The 18,386-nt window shown below is 68.9% G+C and carries 16 protein-coding genes and 3 pseudogenes; 11 read left to right on the forward strand and 8 right to left on the reverse strand.

The annotated features are described in order from the left end of the window. Together A5691_RS01105 and A5691_RS01110 are read right to left on the reverse strand one after the other, a co-directional pair. Positions 1-358: BatA domain-containing protein (locus A5691_RS01105; protein ID WP_197696176.1), on the reverse strand; the 358-nt coding region annotated here is incomplete at its 3' end. 48 nt (positions 359-406) lie between these two features. Further along, positions 407-1,435, reverse strand: a complete 1,029-nt coding sequence (locus A5691_RS01110; RefSeq protein ID WP_068016666.1) for a cupin domain-containing protein — start codon at positions 1,433-1,435, stop codon at positions 407-409. Positions 1,436-1,588: 153 nt separating this feature from the next. On the opposite strand from A5691_RS01110, the gene A5691_RS01115 reads away from it, so the two are divergent. Together A5691_RS01115 and A5691_RS01120 are read left to right on the forward strand one after the other, a co-directional pair. Next, positions 1,589-2,260 (forward strand): GntR family transcriptional regulator, encoded by a 672-nt coding sequence (locus A5691_RS01115; protein ID WP_067752013.1) that lies wholly within the window; start codon positions 1,589-1,591, stop codon positions 2,258-2,260. 92 nt (positions 2,261-2,352) lie between these two features. Further along, positions 2,353-2,637: a GlsB/YeaQ/YmgE family stress response membrane protein gene (locus tag A5691_RS01120; RefSeq protein WP_067889601.1), complete on the forward strand. Its 285-nt coding sequence runs from the start codon at positions 2,353-2,355 to the stop codon at positions 2,635-2,637. 49 nt (positions 2,638-2,686) lie between these two features. Here A5691_RS01120 and A5691_RS01125 read toward each other — a convergent pair whose 3' ends face one another. The 3 genes from A5691_RS01125 to A5691_RS01135 are packed head-to-tail and all read right to left on the reverse strand — an operon-like array spanning position 2,687 to position 5,456. Then, entirely contained in the window at positions 2,687-3,778 is a 1,092-nt protein-coding gene (locus tag A5691_RS01125; RefSeq protein WP_067752019.1) for an adenosine deaminase, read from the reverse strand. Next, positions 3,775-5,061 (reverse strand): thymidine phosphorylase, encoded by a 1,287-nt coding sequence (locus A5691_RS01130; protein WP_067752022.1) that lies wholly within the window; start codon positions 5,059-5,061, stop codon positions 3,775-3,777. Before A5691_RS01130 ends, A5691_RS01125 begins: the two co-directional genes overlap by 4 nt. Next, positions 5,058-5,456 carry a cytidine deaminase gene (locus A5691_RS01135; RefSeq protein ID WP_067752025.1) on the reverse strand — a complete coding sequence of 133 codons (399 nt, stop codon included), beginning with the start codon at positions 5,454-5,456 and terminating at the stop codon, positions 5,058-5,060. Before A5691_RS01135 ends, A5691_RS01130 begins: the two co-directional genes overlap by 4 nt. A 240-nt stretch (positions 5,457-5,696) precedes the next feature. Between A5691_RS01135 and sdhC the strand changes: the two genes are divergently transcribed. The 4 genes from sdhC to A5691_RS01155 are packed head-to-tail and all read left to right on the forward strand — an operon-like array spanning position 5,697 to position 9,058. Beyond that, positions 5,697-6,035 carry a succinate dehydrogenase, cytochrome b556 subunit gene (sdhC, locus tag A5691_RS01140; protein WP_067889595.1) on the forward strand — a complete coding sequence of 113 codons (339 nt, stop codon included), beginning with the start codon at positions 5,697-5,699 and terminating at the stop codon, positions 6,033-6,035. Continuing rightward, positions 6,032-6,502, forward strand: coding sequence for a succinate dehydrogenase hydrophobic membrane anchor subunit (locus A5691_RS01145; RefSeq protein ID WP_067889592.1), 471 nt, complete (start codon positions 6,032-6,034; stop codon positions 6,500-6,502). The genes sdhC and A5691_RS01145 overlap by 4 nt, the downstream gene beginning before the upstream one ends. A 1-nt stretch (position 6,503) precedes the next feature. Beyond that, positions 6,504-8,258, forward strand: a complete 1,755-nt coding sequence (gene sdhA / locus A5691_RS01150) for a succinate dehydrogenase flavoprotein subunit (protein ID WP_067752031.1) — start codon at positions 6,504-6,506, stop codon at positions 8,256-8,258. Further along, the gene (locus A5691_RS01155; RefSeq protein WP_067752035.1) at positions 8,258-9,058 is read left to right on the forward strand and encodes a succinate dehydrogenase iron-sulfur subunit; all 801 of its coding nucleotides are present in this window, start codon (positions 8,258-8,260) and stop codon (positions 9,056-9,058) included. The genes sdhA and A5691_RS01155 overlap by 1 nt, the downstream gene beginning before the upstream one ends. Here the strand turns inward: A5691_RS01155 and A5691_RS01160 are convergent, their stop codons facing one another. Beyond that, positions 9,059-10,135 (reverse strand): diguanylate cyclase, encoded by a 1,077-nt coding sequence (locus A5691_RS01160; protein WP_067783896.1) that lies wholly within the window; start codon positions 10,133-10,135, stop codon positions 9,059-9,061. It lies immediately after the preceding gene. A 92-nt stretch (positions 10,136-10,227) separates the two neighbouring features. On the opposite strand from A5691_RS01160, the pseudogene A5691_RS27785 reads away from it, so the two are divergent. From A5691_RS27785 to A5691_RS01180, 4 genes and pseudogenes are all read left to right on the forward strand, one after another. Then, positions 10,228-10,852 (forward strand): annotated as a pseudogene (locus A5691_RS27785) (carboxymuconolactone decarboxylase family protein); the annotation flags it as partial. 56 nt (positions 10,853-10,908) lie between these two features. Further along, a pseudogene (locus A5691_RS29050) lies at positions 10,909-11,265 on the forward strand (aspartate/glutamate racemase family protein); the annotation flags it as partial. Between the two features lie 553 nt (positions 11,266-11,818). Continuing rightward, complete coding sequence (locus tag A5691_RS28480) at positions 11,819-13,123, forward strand: esterase family protein (RefSeq protein ID WP_067887022.1); 1,305 nt, start codon at positions 11,819-11,821, stop codon at positions 13,121-13,123. Then, positions 13,120-15,723, forward strand: coding sequence for a bifunctional lysylphosphatidylglycerol flippase/synthetase MprF (locus tag A5691_RS01180; RefSeq protein ID WP_067887025.1), 2,604 nt, complete (start codon positions 13,120-13,122; stop codon positions 15,721-15,723). Before A5691_RS28480 ends, A5691_RS01180 begins: the two co-directional genes overlap by 4 nt. Positions 15,724-15,743: 20 nt before the next feature. Here A5691_RS01180 and A5691_RS01185 read toward each other — a convergent pair whose 3' ends face one another. Further along, on the reverse strand, positions 15,744-16,646 hold the full coding sequence (locus A5691_RS01185) for a sigma-70 family RNA polymerase sigma factor (protein ID WP_067887028.1): 903 nt from the start codon (positions 16,644-16,646) through the stop codon (positions 15,744-15,746). A gap of 63 nt (positions 16,647-16,709) precedes the next feature. On the opposite strand from A5691_RS01185, the pseudogene A5691_RS01190 reads away from it, so the two are divergent. Continuing rightward, positions 16,710-18,071: pseudogene (locus tag A5691_RS01190) on the forward strand (aspartate aminotransferase family protein); the annotation flags it as partial. On the opposite strand, the gene A5691_RS01195 reads toward A5691_RS01190, so the two are convergent. Continuing rightward, positions 18,068-18,292 (reverse strand): hypothetical protein, encoded by a 225-nt coding sequence (locus A5691_RS01195; protein WP_067751965.1) that lies wholly within the window; start codon positions 18,290-18,292, stop codon positions 18,068-18,070. The pseudogene A5691_RS01190 and the gene A5691_RS01195 overlap by 4 nt on opposite strands. Positions 18,293-18,386 lie beyond the last annotated feature (94 nt).

Genomic DNA, 18,386 nt, shown 5'->3' on the forward strand with positions numbered 1-18,386 from the left:
TCAGCCGGTCGGGGGGGACGTCGGTGGAGGCCATGGACTCCGAGACATCGATCACCAGCATCACGACCGCCCGGTTGAGCGGGATCCGGACGTCGGACGTCGGACCGGCCATCGCGGTGGTCAGCAGCACCAGCGACGTGGCGAGCAGGATCGTCGGCACGTGCCGCCAGCGGCTGGGGCGCGCCGGTGCGACCCGCTCCAGCACCTCCATGTTGGCGAACCGCAGCACGCGGCGGCGGCGGGCGAACTGCAGCACGACGTAGATCCCCAGGACCAGCAGAACCGCCAGCAGGAACAGGAAGAACCACGCGTTCTGGAAGCCGGTGACCGACACGGGGCCCAGCAGTGGCAGCTTCATGTGCAGCCACACTATGCGCCCGGTGGGCCCCGTGCACTCTCCCGCGGGTCAGCCGGCGACGAGGTCGCGGCGCTGCGTGAACTTGATGTCCAGGCTGCGGAGATGGGTCTGCAGCCCCGCGTCCTGGATCGGGATCAGGTGTGCGGGCTGTCCCGTCTCGTTGTAGTGGGCGTGCCACATGCCCGGCGGCGTGGTGAAGGCGCAGCCGGCGCGCCACTCCACCCGGGTGGGGTCGACGATGTCGCCGTGCTCGTCGAGGCGGGTGCCCAGCAGGGTGTAGCAGCCGCTGGCCGGCGCGTCGAGGATCAGGTCCAGGGCCACCGACTGGTGCCGGTGCGGGCGCTGCACCTGGTTCGGCGGCAGGACGCCGAACATCGCCCACAGCACGTGGGTGATGGTCAGCGTCTGCTCCTGGTTGGTGTTGGCCAGCAGCACGCTGACCCGGCTCTTCTCGTTGGCGCCCGGGCGTGACGCGATCTCCTCCAGCTTCGCGACGGCGTCCGAGCGGCGGAACTTGGTGGCGCGGAACCGCGGCCGGGTGGCGTCGGCGCCCAGGTAGCGCATCAGCGGCTCGTCGTGCACCCAGTACATGGCCGTGTCGGTGGCCGCGTAGAAGACCGAGTGGGTGCCGGCGGGCAACGTCAGGAAGTCCCCCTTCTCCCACTGCACCAGTTGCCCGTTGACCGCGGCGAAGCCCCGCCCGTACAGCACGTAGTAAAGCTGCGAGGTGGCGTTGGGGCTCGTATCGACCTGCTCGCCCGGACGGATGCGCACGAAGTTGGCCAGCAGCGCGGGGCTGGTCGCGGCGCCGGTGTCGATGCCCAGCTCCTTGGACAGATCCAGCGGGATTACACCCGTCGGCTGATCGGTGTAGGTATCCGCATCGAACCGGGTAACCGGCACCTGCGGGACGTGGCCCGAGCCGATCGGGTTGGCGGCCTTCGAGTACTCGAAGTACTCCGCGTCGGAGGCCCAGTCCTGGAAACGACCTTCGAAGCCGTATTCGGCGACGTTGATCATCGGCGCCGGGATCGTCGGATCCAGGTTCGGGGTCACGGATTGTTCGGTGACGGGCATTTTCGCGGCTCCTTCGGCCTGCTCGCGGGCTTCTTCGATGCGTCTCATGTTTCTTTCGTATCTATCTTGTATCTCAGTTGTCGCCCTGTCAAGGTCTGTGGTGGTGTACCGTCACCACACTGCTGGGATACGACTTAGCTACCGGAAGGCTGGATGGCACCGATCGACCCGCGGCCGGCCACGGCCAAGGACCGCGCACTGGACTACGTCAAGACGCAGGTGCTCACCGGCGCGTTCCCGGGCGGGGAGCTGATCAGCGAGGGCGACGTCGCCACGGCGCTCGGAATGTCGCGCACACCGGTGCGCGAGGCGTTCCTGCGGCTGGAGGCCGAGGGGCTGCTGCGGCTGTACCCGCAGCGGGGCGCCCTGGTCGTCCCGGTGTCCCCGGACGAGGTCCGGTCGGTGATGGAGGCCCGGCTGGTCCTGGAGCAGTTCGCGGCGACCAAGGTGGTCGGCCGCGGGACCGCCTCGTGCGCCGCGATTTTCGATCGGCTCTCCGGCGAGCTTCGGCGGCAGCGCGCCGCCGCCGACCGCTCCGATTGGCCCGACTTCCTCGATGCCGACCGCGCCTTCCACGCCATCACCCTGGCCGAATCGGGGAACGCCATTCTGGCGGGTTTCCACGCGTCGCTGCGGGACCGGCAGATGCGGATGATCGGCGAATCGGCGCTCCGCGATCCGGACCGGGTCACGACCATCATCGACGAGCACCGCGAGATCGCCGAGGCACTGCGCGACGGTGACGGCCCGCGAGCGTCGCGCGCGGTGCAGACCCACCTGGCCAGCACGGTGCGCGCCATCGGGCTGGCTTCCGATCTGATTTGAGCTCAGGCGAATTGTGTTAGAAGTCGCCTGATTCGGGGAAGTCCCGTCGAAGATGGTGCCCACCCCGGGCGCCGCTACGACAGGAGCTCGAAGTGATCACATCCATAATCCTCGCCCTCATCGTGGGCGCGATCATCGGTTTGGTCGCGCGCCTCGTGATGCCGGGGAAGCAGAACGTCGGCATGATCATGACGGTCGTGCTCGGCGCGGTCGGCGGCCTGATCGGCTCGTGGGCCGCCAGCCAATTCGGTTACCACAACGCCAACGGCGGGGTGGCCTGGGTTCCGTTCTTCATCGGGGTGGGCGCCGCCATCGTCCTGATCGCGCTGTACGAAGCGCTGACCGGTCGCCGCACCGGCACCCGGCTGACCCGTTAACCGGTCGGCCGAAAGCTGCGCCGCTCACCCGGATTTCGGGCGGGCGGCGTCAGCCTGCTATCAGCACCGCGTAGCGCGGCTTGATCACGTCGTCGATGATCGCCAGCCGCTCGTCGAAAGGAAGGAACGCCGACTTCATCGCGTTGATGGTGAACCGCTCGAGGTCGCTCCAGCCGTAGCCGAAAGCCTCGACCAAACGCCACATTTCGAGGCTCATCGTGGTATCGCTCATCAGGCGGTTGTCGGTGTTGACGGTCACCCGGAACCGGGTGCGGGCCAACAGGTCGAACGGGTGGTCCGCGATGCTCTTCACGGCGCCGGTCTGCACGTTGGAACTCGGGCACAGCTCCAACGGAATCCGCTTGTCCCGCAGGATGGCCGCCTGCTGGCCCAGCCGGACGCGACCGTCTTCTAGGACCTCGATGTCGTCGACGATACGCACCCCGTGGCCAAGGCGGTCGGCGCCGCAGAACGCGATCGCCTCGTGGATCGACGGCAGCCCGAAGGCCTCGCCCGCGTGAATGGTGAAGCGCGCGTTGTGGTCTCGCATGTACTCGAAGGCGTCCAGGTGCCGTGTCGGCGGGTTGCCCGCCTCGGCGCCGGCGATGTCGAACCCCACAACACCCTTGTCCCGGAACCGGATTGCCAGCTCGGCGATCTCCCGGGACACCGCGGCGTGCCGCATGGCGGTGACCAGCAGCCGCACCACGATCGGCCGGCCCGCTGCGGCGCAGGCCTGCTCGCCGTCGGCGAAACCGGCCAGCACGGCGTCCACGATCTCGTCGAACGACAGGCCCCGGTCGATATGTAGTTCCGGCGCGAACCGGATCTCGGCGTACACCACCGAATCGGCGGCCAAATCTTCGACGCACTCGTAGGCGACACGATGCAGCGCGTCGGCCGTCTGCATGACCGCCACGGTGTGCGAGAAGGGCTCCAGGTAGCGCTCCAGCGAGCCGCTGTGCGACCGGGTGCGAAACCAGGTGGCCAGCTCGTCGACGTCGGTGGTGGGCAGCCCGTCGTAGCCGGTCTGGCCGGCGATTTCGACCACGGTCGACGGGCGCAGTCCCCCGTCGAGGTGATCGTGCAGCAGCGCCTTGGGCGCCCGCTTGATCTGCTCGAGGCCCAGCGGTGTTGTCACGTTAGGATCCGATCGATGACCAACGGCCGCGGATCGGGCGCCGAGTCGCCGACTCGGTAGCCGCCGTCCAATTCGGACAGCGCGGCGCCGAAGCGCTCCGGGGTGTCGGTATAGAGGGTGAACAGCGGCGCGCCGGGCGCCACGGGGTCGCCGGGGCGGCGATGGATCCGGATGCCGGCGCCGGCCTGCACCCGTTCGCCCGGACGGGATCTGCCCGCACCGAGCCGCCAAGCCGCCTGCCCCACTGCCATCGCGTCGATATCGCCCATTGTGCCGCCCCGCCCCGCGGCCACGGTCTCGGAATGCGCACCGATCGGCAACGGAACCGACAGATCCCCGCCCTGAGCCGCGACGAGCCGGCGGAATCGGTCCATCGCGGTGCCGTCGCGCAGCGTCGCGGCGGGGTCGCGGCCGTCGAGCCCGGCCAGCTCGAGCATCTCGCCGGCCAGGCGCACCGTCAGCTCGACCACGTCGGGCGGCCCGCCGCCGGCCAGCACGTCCAGCGCCTCGGCGACCTCGAGGGCGTTGCCGACGGTCGCGCCCAGCGGGGTGTTCATATCGGTCAGCAGCGCGCGGGTCGGCACGTCGTGCGCCGCGCCCAGCTCCACCATGGTGTGGGCCAGCTCGCGGCACCGGTCCGGAGAACGCAGCAGGGCTCCGGAGCCCACCTTCACGTCGAGCACCAGGGCGCCGGTCCCCTCGGCCAGCTTCTTGCTCATCACCGAGCTGGCGATCAGGGGCAGCGACTCGACGGTCGCGGTGACGTCGCGCAGCGCGTACAGCTTGGCGTCGGCCGGGGCCAGCTCGCCGGCGGCGAAGATGGCCGCGCCGACGTCGAGCAGTTGCGCGCGCACCCGCCGGTTGGACAGCACGGGGGTGAACCCGGCGATCGCCTCGAGCTTGTCCAGGGTGCCGCCGGTGTGCCCGAGCCCGCGCCCCGACGCCTGGGGCACCGCCGCACCGCAGGCGGCGACGACGGCCACCAGGGGCAGGGTGATCTTGTCCCCCACGCCGCCGGTGGAGTGCTTGTCGACGGTGGGCATCGGCAGGTCGCGGAAGTCCAGCCGCGGGCCGGAGGCCAGCATGGCCGCGGTCCAGCGGGCGGTCTCGCCGCGGTCCATGCCGCGCAGGAAGATCGCCATCAGCAGCGCCGACATCTGTTCCTCGGCCACCCGGCCGTGGGTGTAGGCGTCGACGACCCACGCGATGGCGGCATCGGACAGCCGGCCGCCGTCGCGCTTGGTTCGGATCACCGTCGGCGCGTCGAATGCGTGGTCGGTCAACGGGGTTCCCGCGGCAGGTCGGCGTCGAAGGCGTCGGGCAGCAGCTCGCCGAGGCGGCGGGGCCCGGCCGGGTGGTCGATCAGCAGCTCGGGGCCGCCGTGCTCGAGGAGCAGCTGGCGGCACCGCCCGCAGGGCATCAGCGCGGCCCCTCGGCCGTCGACGCAGGCCAGCGCGACCAGCCGGCCGCCACCCGTCGCGTGTAGGGCGGACACCACACCGCATTCGGCACAGAGACCAAGGCCATATGAGACGTTCTCCACATTGCAGCCGGTGACGACCCGCCCGTCGTCCACCAGCGCGGCCGCCCCCACCGGGAACCGCGAATAGGGCGCGTAGGCCCCCGCCGCGGCACCGATTGCCATGCGGCGCAGCGCTTTCCAATCGACATCAGGCATACCCGACCCCGCTCAGCTCTTGCCACCCAAGACTGTCACCCTAACCCTGACGGGCGAGTTCGCCCGGCGCACCGCTCGGCGCGGGTCGTCCCCGCGCGGGGTTAGGCTGAACTGGGTCGATGTCAGAAGGCGGTGAGGACTCCGGTGACCACACAGGCGACAACCGCGGATCCGGCGGCACAATCTGCACCCTCGCGCAGGCGGCGACCACCCCGCACCCTGTATCGGGGCGACCCGGGCATGTGGTCGTGGGTGCTGCACCGCATCAGCGGCGCGACGATCTTCTTCTTCCTGTTCGTCCACGTGCTGGACGCCGCGATGCTGCGGGTGAGCCCGCAGACCTACAACGCGGTGATCCACGACTACCAGACCCCGGTCGTCGGCCTGATGGAGTACGGGCTGGTGGCCGCCGTCCTCTTCCACGGGCTGAACGGGATCCGCGTCATCCTGATCGACTTCTGGTCGGAGGGCCCCCGCTACCAGAGGTTGATGTTCTGGATCGTCGGAATCGTCTTCCTGCTGCTGATGGTTCCGGCCGGTGTGGTGACCGGCATCCACATCTGGGAGCACCTCCGATGAGCTCGCCCGACCTGCAGCTGGGCCGCGGCCAGGTGGCCCCCGTGCACCAGCGCAGCCACGACCGCCCGGCCAGCCTGGACAACCCGCGCTCACCGCGGCGCCGGGCCGGCATCCCCAACTTCGAGAAGTTCGCCTGGCTGTTCATGCGGTTCTCCGGTGTCGCGCTGATCGTCCTGGCCGTCGGGCACCTGTTCATCATGCTGATGTGGGACAACGGCGTGTACCGCATCGACTTCAACTACGTCGCGCAGCGCTGGGCATCGCCGTTCTGGCAGTTCTGGGACCTCGCCCTGTTGTGGCTGGCGCAGCTGCACGGCGGCAACGGCCTGCGCACCATCATCGACGACTACAGCCGCAAGGACAGCACCCGGTTCTGGCTCAACAGCCTGCTGTTGCTGTCGATGGGGTTCACGTTGGTCCTCGGCACCTACGTGCTGGTGACATTCGACCCGAACATCGGAGGCTGAGGTGATCCAGCAACACCGCTACGACGTGGTCATCGTCGGCGCCGGCGGTGCCGGCATGCGCGCGGCGGTGGAGGCCGGCCCCCGCGTCCGGACCGCCGTACTCACCAAGCTCTACCCCACGCGTAGCCACACCGGCGCCGCCCAAGGGGGCATGTGCGCGGCCCTGGCCAACGTCGAGGACGACAACTGGGAATGGCACACCTTCGACACCGTCAAGGGCGGCGACTACCTCGCCGACCAGGACGCGGTGGAGATCATGTGCAAGGAAGCCATCGACGCTGTGCTCGACCTGGAGAAGATGGGGATGCCGTTCAACCGCACCCCAGAGGGCCGCATCGACCAGCGCCGCTTCGGCGGGCACACCCGCGAGCACGGCAAGGCCCCGGTGCGCCGGGCGTGCTACGCCGCCGACCGCACCGGCCACATGATCCTGCAGACCCTCTACCAGAACTGCGTCAAGCACGACGTGCAGTTCTTCAACGAGTTCTACGCCCTGGACCTGGTTCTGACGCAGACGCCGAGCGGCCCAGTCGCCACCGGCGTGGTGGCCTACGAGCTGGCCACCGGTGAGATCCACGTCTTCCACGCCAAGGCCGTGGTGCTGGCGACCGGCGGCTCGGGCCGGATGTACAAGACCACCTCCAACGCGCACACGCTCACCGGCGACGGCATCGGCATCGTGTTCCGCAAGGGACTTCCGTTGGAGGACATGGAGTTTCACCAGTTCCATCCCACCGGCCTGGCGGGGCTGGGCATCCTGATCTCCGAGGCGGTGCGCGGCGAGGGCGGGCGACTGCTCAACGGCGAGGGCGAGCGCTTCATGGAGCGCTACGCGCCGACCATCGTCGACCTGGCGCCCCGCGACATCGTCGCCCGCTCAATGGTTTTGGAGGTGCTGGAGGGCCGCGGCGCCGGCCCGCACAAGGACTACGTCTACATCGACGTGCGCCACCTCGGCGAGGACGTGCTCGAGGCCAAGCTGCCCGACATCACCGAGTTCGCCCGCACCTACCTGGGCGTCGACCCGGTGCACGAGCTGGTCCCCGTATACCCGACGTGTCACTACGTCATGGGCGGCATCCCCACCACCGTCACCGGACAGGTGTTGCGGGACAACACGTCCACGGTGCCGGGCCTGTACGCGGCCGGCGAGTGCGCGTGTGTGTCGGTGCACGGCGCCAACCGGCTGGGCACCAATTCGCTGTTGGACATCAACGTGTTCGGCCGTCGGGCCGGGATAGCCGCCGCGGACTACGCCGACGGGCACGACTTCGTCGACATGCCGCCCAACCCGGAGGCGATGGTCGTCGGCTGGGTCGGTGACATCTTGAGCGAGCACGGCAACGAGCGGGTGGCCGACATCCGCGGCGCGCTGCAGCAGTCGATGGACAACAACGCCGCCGTGTTCCGCACCGAGGAGACGCTCAAGCAGGCGCTGACCGACATCCACGCGCTCAAGGAGCGGTACTCGCGAATCACGGTGCACGACAAGGGAAAGCGGTTCAATAGCGACCTGCTGGAGGCCATCGAACTGGGCTTCCTGCTGGAGCTGGCCGAGGTCACCGTGGTCGGCGCGCTGAACCGCAAGGAGTCCCGCGGCGGGCACGCCCGGGAGGACTACCCGAACCGCGACGACGTGAACTACATGCGCCACACCATGGCCTACAAGCAGGGCAGCGACCTGCTGAGCGACATCGCGCTGGACTTCAAGCCCGTCGTGCAGACCCGCTACGAACCGAAGGAACGGAAGTACTGATGACCGACACGGTCGAGGCAGACATCGAGCGGGGACCCGAGCCGCCACTACCGCCGATCCCCGATGGCGCGGTCCTGGTGACCGTGAAGATCGCCCGGTTCAACCCCGACAACCCCGACGCCTTCGCGGAAACCGGTGGCTGGCAAAGCTTTCGGGTGCCCTGCCTGCCCAGCGACCGGCTGCTGAACCTGTTGATCTACATCAAGAGCTACCTGGACGGGACGCTCACCTTCCGGCGCTCCTGCGCCCACGGCGTGTGCGGTTCGGACGCCATGCGCATCAACGGCGTCAACCGGCTGGCCTGCAAGGTGCTGATGCGCGACCTGCTGCCCGAGAAGAAGGGCAAGCAACTCACCATCACGGTCGAACCGATCCGTGGGCTGCCGGTGGAAAAAGACCTGGTGGTCAACATGGAGCCGTTCTTCGACGCCTACCGCGCCGTCAAGCCCTACCTGGTCACCAGCGGCAATCCCCCTACGCGCGAACGCATTCAGAGCCCCACCGACCGCGCCCGCTACGACGACACCACCAAGTGCATCCTGTGCGCGGCCTGCACCACCAGTTGCCCGATCTTCTGGCATGAGGGCAGCTACTACGGCCCGGCGGCGATCGTCAACGCGCACCGGTTCATCTTCGACAGCCGCGACGAGGCCGCCGCCGAGCGCCTGGACATCCTCAACGAGGTCGACGGCGTGTGGCGCTGCCGCACCACGTTCAACTGCACCGAGGCCTGCCCGCGCGGCATCCAGATCACCAAGGCGATCCAAGAGGTCAAGCGCGCGCTGATGTTCACCCGCTGATCATCTGCGCGGGTCGCACAGCTCGTGATGATTGCTTCGGTTGCCGCCCAACCGCTTGGCCTCATACATCGCGGTGTCGGCGGCGGTGACCAACTCGGCCAGCAGCGATTGCGGTTCGGCTCCAGTGTCGTCGATCTGGGCGCAGGCGGTGCCGATGCTGGCCGTCACCCCCGCGGCCGACGCGGCGATGACCCGACACACCTGCGTGGCCAACGATTCGGCGTTGCAGGTCTTGGCGGTGCCGACCAGCAGGAATTCCTCACCGCCGCTGCGCGCCACCACCGCCTGGTCGTCGCAAGCGGCCAACAGGGCCTGGGCGACTTGAACGAGCGCCCGGTCCCCGGCGGCGTGACCGAGCCTGTCGTTGATCGCTTTGAAATGGTCGAGGTCGATCAGCATGACCACCAGGTGGGAGTCGATGCCCCGGCGCGCCACGATCATCCCGAGCGCCTCGTGCTGGAATGCGCGCCTGTTCAGCAGGCCGGTCAACGGATCCCGGTCGGCCTGCAGCAGATCTCCGGTCAAGGCGCGCATCAGGATCCGGATGGCCAGCGGTAGCGCGATGTTGACTTCGATCACCAGCCACAGATCCACCCCGGCGAGGCTGGGATGCCCGGATCTCGCGAGCGACAACGCCTCCCAGGATCCCACCGCGGCGGCCACCGCGAAGTTGTACAGCACCAATCCGGTGGTGTGAAAGAACGCCATGTAGGCGCCGAAGGTCGCAAAGGCGATGCAGCCGATCAGCGCGGCCAGCGGGTTCGGATGCGCGAGGCACGCCAGCGCGCTGGCGGTGTTGCACGTCAGGCCGAACGCGATGGACTGGCCGCGAGTCGGCCAGCGCCACGCCCACAGGAACACCCCCGCCACCCCGCCCGCGACGGCCACCCACATCATCGCCACCGGTACCGATCCGCGGGGACCGTCCGAGCCGGCCAGCAGGGCGATCAGGCACAACACCATCGATGCCGAAATGAACGCCATCACGGCCCGAGTGGCGCCGCTGAGGCCTCGCGAAGCGAGGTAGCCGGAGAGCCAGTCGTACTGATCGGCCCGCCGGCTAGACACCGCGGTCATCGTTGACTCGCAATCACACCACCGCTCATCGACGTCGAAAGGCTAGCCGCATGCTACGACTCTCCGGCGCCACGCGAGGCGCATTCCGTCCGTCACACTTTGGCGGCCCATCCCGTCTTCAGGGGTATGACACAGAGAACCCGCATCGAGCCCCTGTCCCCCCGGCGCGCCGGCCTGCTGACCCGCGCGATGTACCGGATCGCCAAGCGGCGCTACGGCCAGGTCCCCGAACCGTTCACCGTGACGGCCCACCACCGCAAGCTGATGGTCGCCGGCGCCGTGCACGAGACGATGATCGACCGGGCGTCCAAGGCGCTGCCGGTCGGCGTGCGTGAGCTGGCGGTGTTGTGGACCGCGCGCAGCATCGGCTGTTCGTGGTGCGTCGACTTCGGGTCCATGCTGCAGCGCCTCGACGGCCTGGACATCGAACGGCTCAAAGACATCGACAACTACGCCAGCTCACCACTTTTCACCGACGACGAGCGCGCCGCGATCCGCTATGCCGACGCGATGAGCACCGATCCGCACGCCGTCACCGACGAGCAGGTCGCCGACCTGCGCGCCCGGTTCGGCGATGCCGGCGTGATCGAGTTGACCTACCAGATCGGCGTGGAGAACATGCGGGCCCGGATGAACACCGCGCTGGGCATCACCGAGCAGGGCTTCAGTTCCGGCGACGCCTGCCGCGTGCCCTGGGCGGACGAAGTCGGGGGATAGCATCCCCCGATCGCCGGAAACGGACGTCTCGATCGCTCGCCGGCAGCGGCGCGGACGTGATCGCCCTCGCATGCAACGCCACCACGATCGAACGCGCGGCGGGCGCACCGGCATGCATCGGGATGGTCGAGGCGACGGCTCGGACGCTGCGACGGCTCGACGTCCGCCGGGTCGGCCTGCTCGCGTCGAGCATCATGGTGTCGTCCGCGGCCTACGAGCGCGGCCTGGTCGAGGTGGGCATCACCGTCGTGGCGCCGGCCCCGTGCGATCCGGAGATCATCGACCGGTTCATCGAATCGCTTCGGCGGTCCCGGACTCCGATCCCCGTCCCGGGGCAATTCCTCCGGGCGATCGCCGCGATCGGCGACGACGTGGACGCGCTGCTGCTGGACTGCAATGAGCTCTTCGGTGTCGTCGACGCCGAGATGGCCGGCAAGCCCGTCGTCGACAGCGTGACCGCGCTGGTCGAGGAATCCGCACGCTTGTTGGTGAATCCGGTCGCCCCCACCCCGCGGCGACCGACATTGAATCCATTGCCGCTAAACGCCCGTCCCACCGCTGGTCGCTATCGCGTTGGCGGCCGCGCCGGCCGCAGCCCAGCGCCGGCGAACTCGTTCGCCTCGGCGATATCCCCTAGGCCGCAAGCCTTTTCGTTGCAGACGCCGATCGCGAAAATCACATCGGCGTGTCTTGACGCCGGTCGTCGCCGACGGCGGCCTCAGCAACCGCCGCCGTCCGGTCGGTGCGACATTGAAGGCATCAGCGCCCACCGCAACGTTGTTCGCGCGCGAAAAGAGCGGCGGGTGAATCTTTTCGCAGAGATCCGAAAACCGCTCGAACGTCGTGATATACAGCGATTACTCCTGGGCTCGTCGCTAGTCACTACGGGATCGGCCACGGCGGACCGGGGGCCGGCTTGCCGGCGCATACAGGTTGCGGAACTGGTGCGAAGCCAAACGGAGGGGTATGAAGTCACCCTTGGACTGGTCGCTGATCGACTTCCCGGCGCAGGCGCTGATCGCGGTCTCGGTGGTCGGCCTCGTGGTCGCGCTGCTGTGGCGGCGCGAGCGCCGGTGGTGGCTACGGGCGGTGCCGCTGTGCGTGGCTATCGCGGCGGCGGTCGCGGCAGCCTGCTATTTCATAGTGAACTACCGCTGGCATCCCTACCCCGACATCATCCCGTGGACTCTGTTCGCGTGGGGCGGGCTCGCCGCCCTGGTGTCGTGCCTGTCGGCCGTCAGGATGCGTCGGTCCGGCTGGCCGGCACGCGCGCTGATGGTGCTGGGCGTGCTGTGGTCGGTGGTCGTGATCGCCGCGCAGGCCAACATCCACTACGCGGCGTTCACCACCGCACGCAAGCTGGTCAACCCGCTGCTGCACCCAGTCGGCGACCTGTCCTCGGTCACGCCGAGCCAGGCCAGCGCGGTGCGCGCCTCGGCGGGCGGCACCCTCGAACAGCTGTGGCAGCCGCCGGCGAACATGCCCACGGACGGCAAGGTGGTGAAGGCGTCGATTCCGGCTTCGGGAGGGTTCACCCCGCGTGAGGCGCTGATCTACCTGCCCCCGGCATACCTGGCGACGCCGCGGCCCGAATTGCCGGTGCTCGTGGTCATTCCCGGCGACCCGGGGGCGCCGCGCGACTGGATCGACAAGGTGCACATCGACGACGCGCTCGGCCAGTTCGCCGCGCAGCACAAGGGGCTGGCCCCGGTGGTGGTGATGGCCGACCAACAGGGCGTCGCGGAAAACAATCCCAGCTGCGTCGACTCCGCCTGGGGCAGGCCGCAGACCTACCTCGCCGAGGACCTTCCGCGCTGGGTGTCGGCGAACCTGCAAGTGAGCCGGGACCACCGGCAGTGGGGCGTCGGCGGCCTGTCGTCGGGAGGAACCTGCTCGCTGCTGGTGGCCCTTCGCGCCCCCGAGACCTTTCCGAACCTGGTGGACATGTCCGGGCAGCGCGAGCCGATCCTGACCAGCCACGCCGAAATCGTCGCCAAGTTGTTCAACGGCGACGAGGCCGCCTACAACAACGTCACACCGAAGGACATCATGGCCAAGCGGCAGTATCCCGACACCAACGCGCTGATCACGGCGGGCTCCGACGACCGGGTCTACAACCCCCAGCAGCGGGAGATCTACGAGGCCTGCCGGCAGGCCGGCATGAAGGCGCAGTGGCAGGAATTTCCCGGGGGGCACACCTTCGCCGTGTTCCGGGCCTCGTTCGAAGCGGCGATTCCCTGGCTGGCGACGCGCACGGGGCTGACCCAATGACCGCCGCGGTGCTCGACGCACCGACCGCGGTGCTCGACAAGCGCGCCGTCGTGCAGCACAACGCGCGGCGGGCGCTCGCGCTGCTGCGGCAGTCGCCGGTAACCGTCGGGCTGGTCGTCGCGCTGTGGGTGCTCGGCGCGATCACCCACGCGTGGTCGGTGTGGTCGAACAACACCGAGAACTCGCCGGGCATGCCCCACGGCCTCGTTTCGAAAGTCGCCGTCGGCACGTCCCAGCTGGAGCGCGGCTTCTGGTGGACCCCGTTCACCGCCGGGCTGTGGAACGTGTCGCTGGCCGCCTACGTGGTCGCCACGCTGTTCACCCTGGCCGTGGGCGTTTCCGCCGAACGGTTGCTCGGTCCTCGCCGGACCGCGCTGTTCCTGGTGACCGGCCAGGTGCTGAGCAGCCTGCTCGGCGTCGGTGCCGTCGCGCTGCTGGCACACACCGGTGACTCGTGGTTGACCAACCTCGACAAGGAGGTCGCGGTCGGCACCACGCCGGCGCTGGTCTGCCTCGCCGTGGTGATGACGTTCAAGCTGTCGGCGCTCTGGCGACGCCGGCTGCGATTGGTGATGTTCAGCGGCGTAGTGGTGTTCGCGCTGTATTCGGGCACCCTGCTCGACGTCTTGCGGGTTTTCGGCGCGGTGGTCGGACTGCTGCTGGGCTGGCTGCTCTACCGCTCGGAAGCGCGCGCCGCCGTCTCGCCGCCCTCACGCTCGGAGTCCAGGGTGCTGGTGGGCACCGTGGTCGCGGCCACGGCGTTCGGCCCGCTGCTGACCCTGCTCGGTTCCACCGGCGCCTGGCTCGCCTACCCCGGCTACGGCCCGCTGCGGATCTTGCAATCGCTGTTCGCCTCGCCCGCCGAGGACAGCGAGCGCATGCATCAGCTGTGCGCCGACCCCGGGTTGAGTGAAGCGTGCCGGCTGGCGGTCTCGCAGACCTTGGGGACGGGTGTGGGCTCGGCGATCACCTCGGTGGGCCCGGCGCTGCTGTTGCTGGCGGCCGCGGTCGGGTTGCGCCGCGGGCGCCGCTTCGCGTGGTGGCTGGCGCTACTGCTCAACGCCGCCCTGGTCGCGGGCAGCGCCTGGTTCGCCGTGCTGTGGACCCGCGATGCGGCCGACGCGGGATCCGTCGTGCACGACGCGGACGACACCTATTCGTTCGCCCACGACACGTTGATTCTCATCGCGCCGATCGTGGTCCCCTGCCTGATGATCGCGTTGTTGCTGTTCACCCGGCCGTTGTTCACGGTGACCGCACCACGGGCCACCTATCTGCGGCTGGGGCTGGGTCTGGCCGCCACCGCCGCGCTCACCGCCGGCGGCTACCTGTTGATCGCCTATTGGGAGCGCAAGGAATTCGACCCCCCGCCCAACCTTTCTCAGCTGATCTCCGATCTGCCGACCCGCTATCTGCCGCCGGCCTACGAACTGGCGCACAGCGCAAAGTTCCTGCCCAACAGCGGGCTTGCGCTGCTGGCATGGGAGTTCTGCGGCGCCGTGTTCTGGGTGATGCTGCTGGCCGGCCTGCTGGTCAGCTTCTGGCGGGCCAGCGTCGTCGTCGACGACGAGGCACGGACCCGGGCGCGGAACCTGATGGTGGCCAACAGCGGATCGTCGCTGGCCTACATGAGCACCTGGCCGGGCAACGTGTACTGGTTCACCGAGGACGGGCACGCGGCATTCGCCTACCGCGTTGTCGCCGCCGTGGCGCTGACCACCGGGGGCCCGCTGGGCGATCCGGGTGCGCGGGCGGACGCGCTACGTGGCTTCGAGCGGTTCTGCGACCGCAACGGCTGGACGGCGTGCATGTACAGCATCACCGAGGACGTCCGCGACCGCGCGGTGGAGCTGGGGTGGTACGCGGTGCAGGTGGCCGAGGACACCGTGGTGCCGTTGGCCGAGCTGGAGTTCAAAGGCAAGAAGTGGCAAGACATTCGCACCGCGCTGAACAAGGCGGCCAAAGAGGGCATCCGCGCCGAGTGGACGAGCTACCCGGAGGCGCCGCTGTCGATACGCGACCAGGTGCGGGTGATCTCCGAGGAGTGGGTGGCCGACAAGGGCATGCCCGAGATGGGTTGGACGCTGGGCGGTTTGGACGAGCTCGACGACCCGACCGTGCGCTGCCTGATCGCCGTGGACGAGCAGTGGATCGTGCACGGCATCACCAGCTGGTTGCCGGTCTACCGGGACGGGCAAACGGTCGGCTGGACGCTGGACTTCATGCGCAGGCGAGGCAGCAGTCCCTTCAAGGGCGTGATGGAGTTCTTGATTGCCTCTGCGGCACAGAGCTTTCGGGAGGAGGGCGCGGAGTTCCTCAGCCTCTCCGGGGCCCCGCTGGCCCGGCTGGCGCGGGGCAACGAGGTCACGGCGCTCGACCGCATCCTCGATGTCACCGGCAAAGCGCTCGAGCCGGTGTACGGGTTTCGCTCGCTGCTCAGCTTCAAGGCCAAGTTCCAGCCCGAGTACCGGCCCCTGTACATGGCCTACCGTGACCCGTCGACGCTGCCCGCGATCGCCAACGCGATCAGCCGCGCTTACCTACCGCACCTCACCGCGCGCCAGGGGATTCGGCTGGCGCGCAAGCTCGCCCGAAGATAGTCACGCCCGCTGGTCGGGTGTCAGGGCCGGCGCAGCGGAGAGCCGCCGAACTTGTCCGGGTTGGCGATATCCCAGAGCGCGCTGACCTTTCCGTCGCGCACCGTCACCGCCATGATCCGCGGCAACATCTCCCGATACCCGTCGGCAGCAGCGCGGCCGGCGGTGTAGATGCCGAGCTCGCCGTTGACCAGCCCCAGCTCGTACGAGGTGAACATCCCCGGGCCGTACCGCTGCGCCAGGCCCAGCATGAACCGGACCACCTTGTCCGGGCCGCGGATGGTCTGAACGGCCGTGGGCGCCTTGCCGTTCGAATCGCCGGTGAAGGTGACATCGGGATGCAGCAGCGAGACCACGGTGTCCAGGTCGCCGGCGGCCATCGCGGCCATCAGCCGGCCGACCACCTCGTCGTGCGAGGGGTCGGGCCTGGGCGGCGGGGCCGCGCTGACGGCCTTGCGGGCCCGCGACGCCAGCTGCCTCGCGGCGGCCTCGCTGATGCCGAGCACCTCGGCGATCTCCGCGAACGGCACCGCGAACCCGTCGTGCAGCACGAAGGCCACCCGCTGATCGGGCGACAGCCGCTCCAGCACCACCATCGCCGCGAACCGGGCGTCCTCGCGGGAAACGACCGCCGAGAGCGGGTCCGCCCGGTCGAAGCCGGTCACCACCGGCTCCGGCAGCCAGTTCCCGGTGTAGGTCTCGCGCCGGTGCGCGGCCGAGCGCAACTTGTCCAGGCCCAGCCGGCTCACCACCGTGGTCAGCCAGGCCCGCAGGTCGGTGATTTCGGCACCCTGCCGGTCCCAGCGCAGCCACGCCTCCTGCACGATGTCCTCGGCGTCGGCGACCGTGCCGGTGAGCCGGTAGGCGACCGCCATCAGGTGGGGTCGCAGGGCTTCGAATTGTGAGACCTGTTCGGTCCCGGTCATATCGCGAGCCTAGCGCGGCGACGGCGAGCGCCGAAACGGCGCGAGTAAGGAGCCACGCCATCAGAGCCGGCGGCTAGTCTCACAGACACCATGACAGAGCACCTGTGGCTGCACTTCGCCCGGCACGGCGCCGGCATCACGCCGCCCATCATCGTCCGCGGCGAGGGCGTGACCATCTTCGACGACCGGGGCAAAAGCTACCTCGACGCGCTGTCGGGGCTGTTCACCGTTCAGGTCGGCCACGGTCGCACCGAACTCGCCGAGGTCGCCGCCCGGCAGGCGAGCATACTGGCGTACTTCCCGCTTTGGGGCTATGCCACCCCGACCGCAATCGAGCTCGCCGAGCGCCTCGCAGGCTATGCCCCGGGCGGGCTCAACCGGGTGTTCTTCACCACCGGCGGGACGGAGGCCGTGGAGACCGCGTGGAAACTGGCCAAGCAGTATTTCAAGCTGACCGGCAAACCCGGTAAGCACAAGGTGATTTCGCGGTCGATCGCCTACCACGGCACCACCCAGGGAGCCCTGGCGATCACCGGCCTGCCCGCGTACAAGGCGCCCTTCGAACCCGTGACACCGGGTGGCTTCCGGGTGCCCAATACGAACTTCTACCGCGCGCCCGAGCCGTTTGCCAACGACCCTAAGGGCTTCGGGCGGTGGGCCGCCGACCGGATCGCGGAGGCCATCGAGTTCGAGGGCCCCGAGACCGTCGCCGCGGTGTTCCTGGAGCCGGTGCAGAACGCGGGCGGCGCCATTCCCCCTCCGCCGGGCTATTTCGAGCGGGTGCGCGAAATCTGCGACTCCTACGACGTGCTGCTGGTGTCCGACGAGGTGATCTGCGCGTTCGGCCGGATCGGGTCGATGTTCGCCTGCGACGACCTCGGTTACGTGCCCGACATGATCACTTGCGCCAAGGGCCTGACGTCGGGCTACTCGCCGCTGGGCGCGATGATCGCCGACGAGCGGCTGTTCGAACCGTTCAACGACGGCGCCACCGTCTTCCCGCACGGCTATACCTTTGGCGGACATCCGGTTTCGACGGCAGTGGGGCTGGCCAACCTCGACATCTTCGAGCGTGAGGGCCTCAACGACCACGTCAGGAAGCACGCGTCGGCCTTCCGCGCCACGCTGGAGAAGCTCTACGACCTGCCCATCGTCGGCGACGTCCGCGGCGAGGGGTTCTTCTACGGCATCGAGCTGGTGAAGGACAAGGCGACCAAGGAAACGTTCAGCGCGCAAGAGTGCGAACGGGTGCTGCACGGCTTCGTGTCGCCGGCGCTCTTCGAGGCGGGCCTGTACTGCCGCGCCGACGATCGCGGCGATCCGGTGGTTCAGGTGGCGCCGCCGCTGATCAGCGGTCAGGCCGAATTCGACACCATCGAATCCATCCTGCGCGGCGTGCTCGGCGAGGTGCCTGGAAAGCTTTAGACGCGCTTCACCGCGTCGGCGGCGATCAGCACCTCACGCGAATGCGCGGCGTTCGGGTTGCTGACCATCCGCGACACCGCGTTGCACAGCCAGGTGAGCGCCTCGCGCAGGCCGGCGTCGGGCGTCGCGTCTCGATGGTGCTGCAGTTCGATCAGCACACTTTCCAGGCCGGAGCGCCGGACCTGCGACGCCTTCTCGACCTCCCTGAGCAGTTGTTGCAGCGACCGCGGAGCGTCGCTCTTGCGCCGCCGACGAAACGAGAATCGATCGTTGGGAATGTCTTGGCCCTCGCGGTTCGGCGGAAGATTCGGCGCC

It is taken from the genome of Mycobacterium sp. E183, assembly GCF_001667735.1.
Classification (GTDB): Bacteria; Actinomycetota; Actinomycetes; order Mycobacteriales; family Mycobacteriaceae; genus Mycobacterium.

What these genes read in the sequence shown, in the direction of transcription:
- A5691_RS01110 (WP_068016666.1), bottom strand. Translation starts at nt 1,435, where the DNA reads ATGCCCGTCACCGAACAATCCGTGACCCCGAACCTGGATCCGACGATC.
- A5691_RS01115 (WP_067752013.1), top strand. Translation starts at nt 1,589, where the DNA reads ATGGCACCGATCGACCCGCGGCCGGCCACGGCCAAGGACCGCGCACTG.
- A5691_RS01135 (WP_067752025.1), bottom strand. Translation starts at nt 5,456, where the DNA reads ATGCCTGATGTCGATTGGAAAGCGCTGCGCCGCATGGCAATCGGTGCC.
- sdhC (WP_067889595.1), top strand. Translation starts at nt 5,697, where the DNA reads ATGTGGTCGTGGGTGCTGCACCGCATCAGCGGCGCGACGATCTTCTTC.
- A5691_RS01145 (WP_067889592.1), top strand. Translation starts at nt 6,032, where the DNA reads ATGAGCTCGCCCGACCTGCAGCTGGGCCGCGGCCAGGTGGCCCCCGTG.
- A5691_RS01155 (WP_067752035.1), top strand. Translation starts at nt 8,258, where the DNA reads ATGACCGACACGGTCGAGGCAGACATCGAGCGGGGACCCGAGCCGCCA.
- A5691_RS01160 (WP_067783896.1), bottom strand. Translation starts at nt 10,135, where the DNA reads ATGACCGCGGTGTCTAGCCGGCGGGCCGATCAGTACGACTGGCTCTCC.
- A5691_RS28480 (WP_067887022.1), top strand. Translation starts at nt 11,819, where the DNA reads ATGAAGTCACCCTTGGACTGGTCGCTGATCGACTTCCCGGCGCAGGCG.
- A5691_RS01180 (WP_067887025.1), top strand. Translation starts at nt 13,120, where the DNA reads ATGACCGCCGCGGTGCTCGACGCACCGACCGCGGTGCTCGACAAGCGC.
- A5691_RS01185 (WP_067887028.1), bottom strand. Translation starts at nt 16,646, where the DNA reads ATGACCGGGACCGAACAGGTCTCACAATTCGAAGCCCTGCGACCCCAC.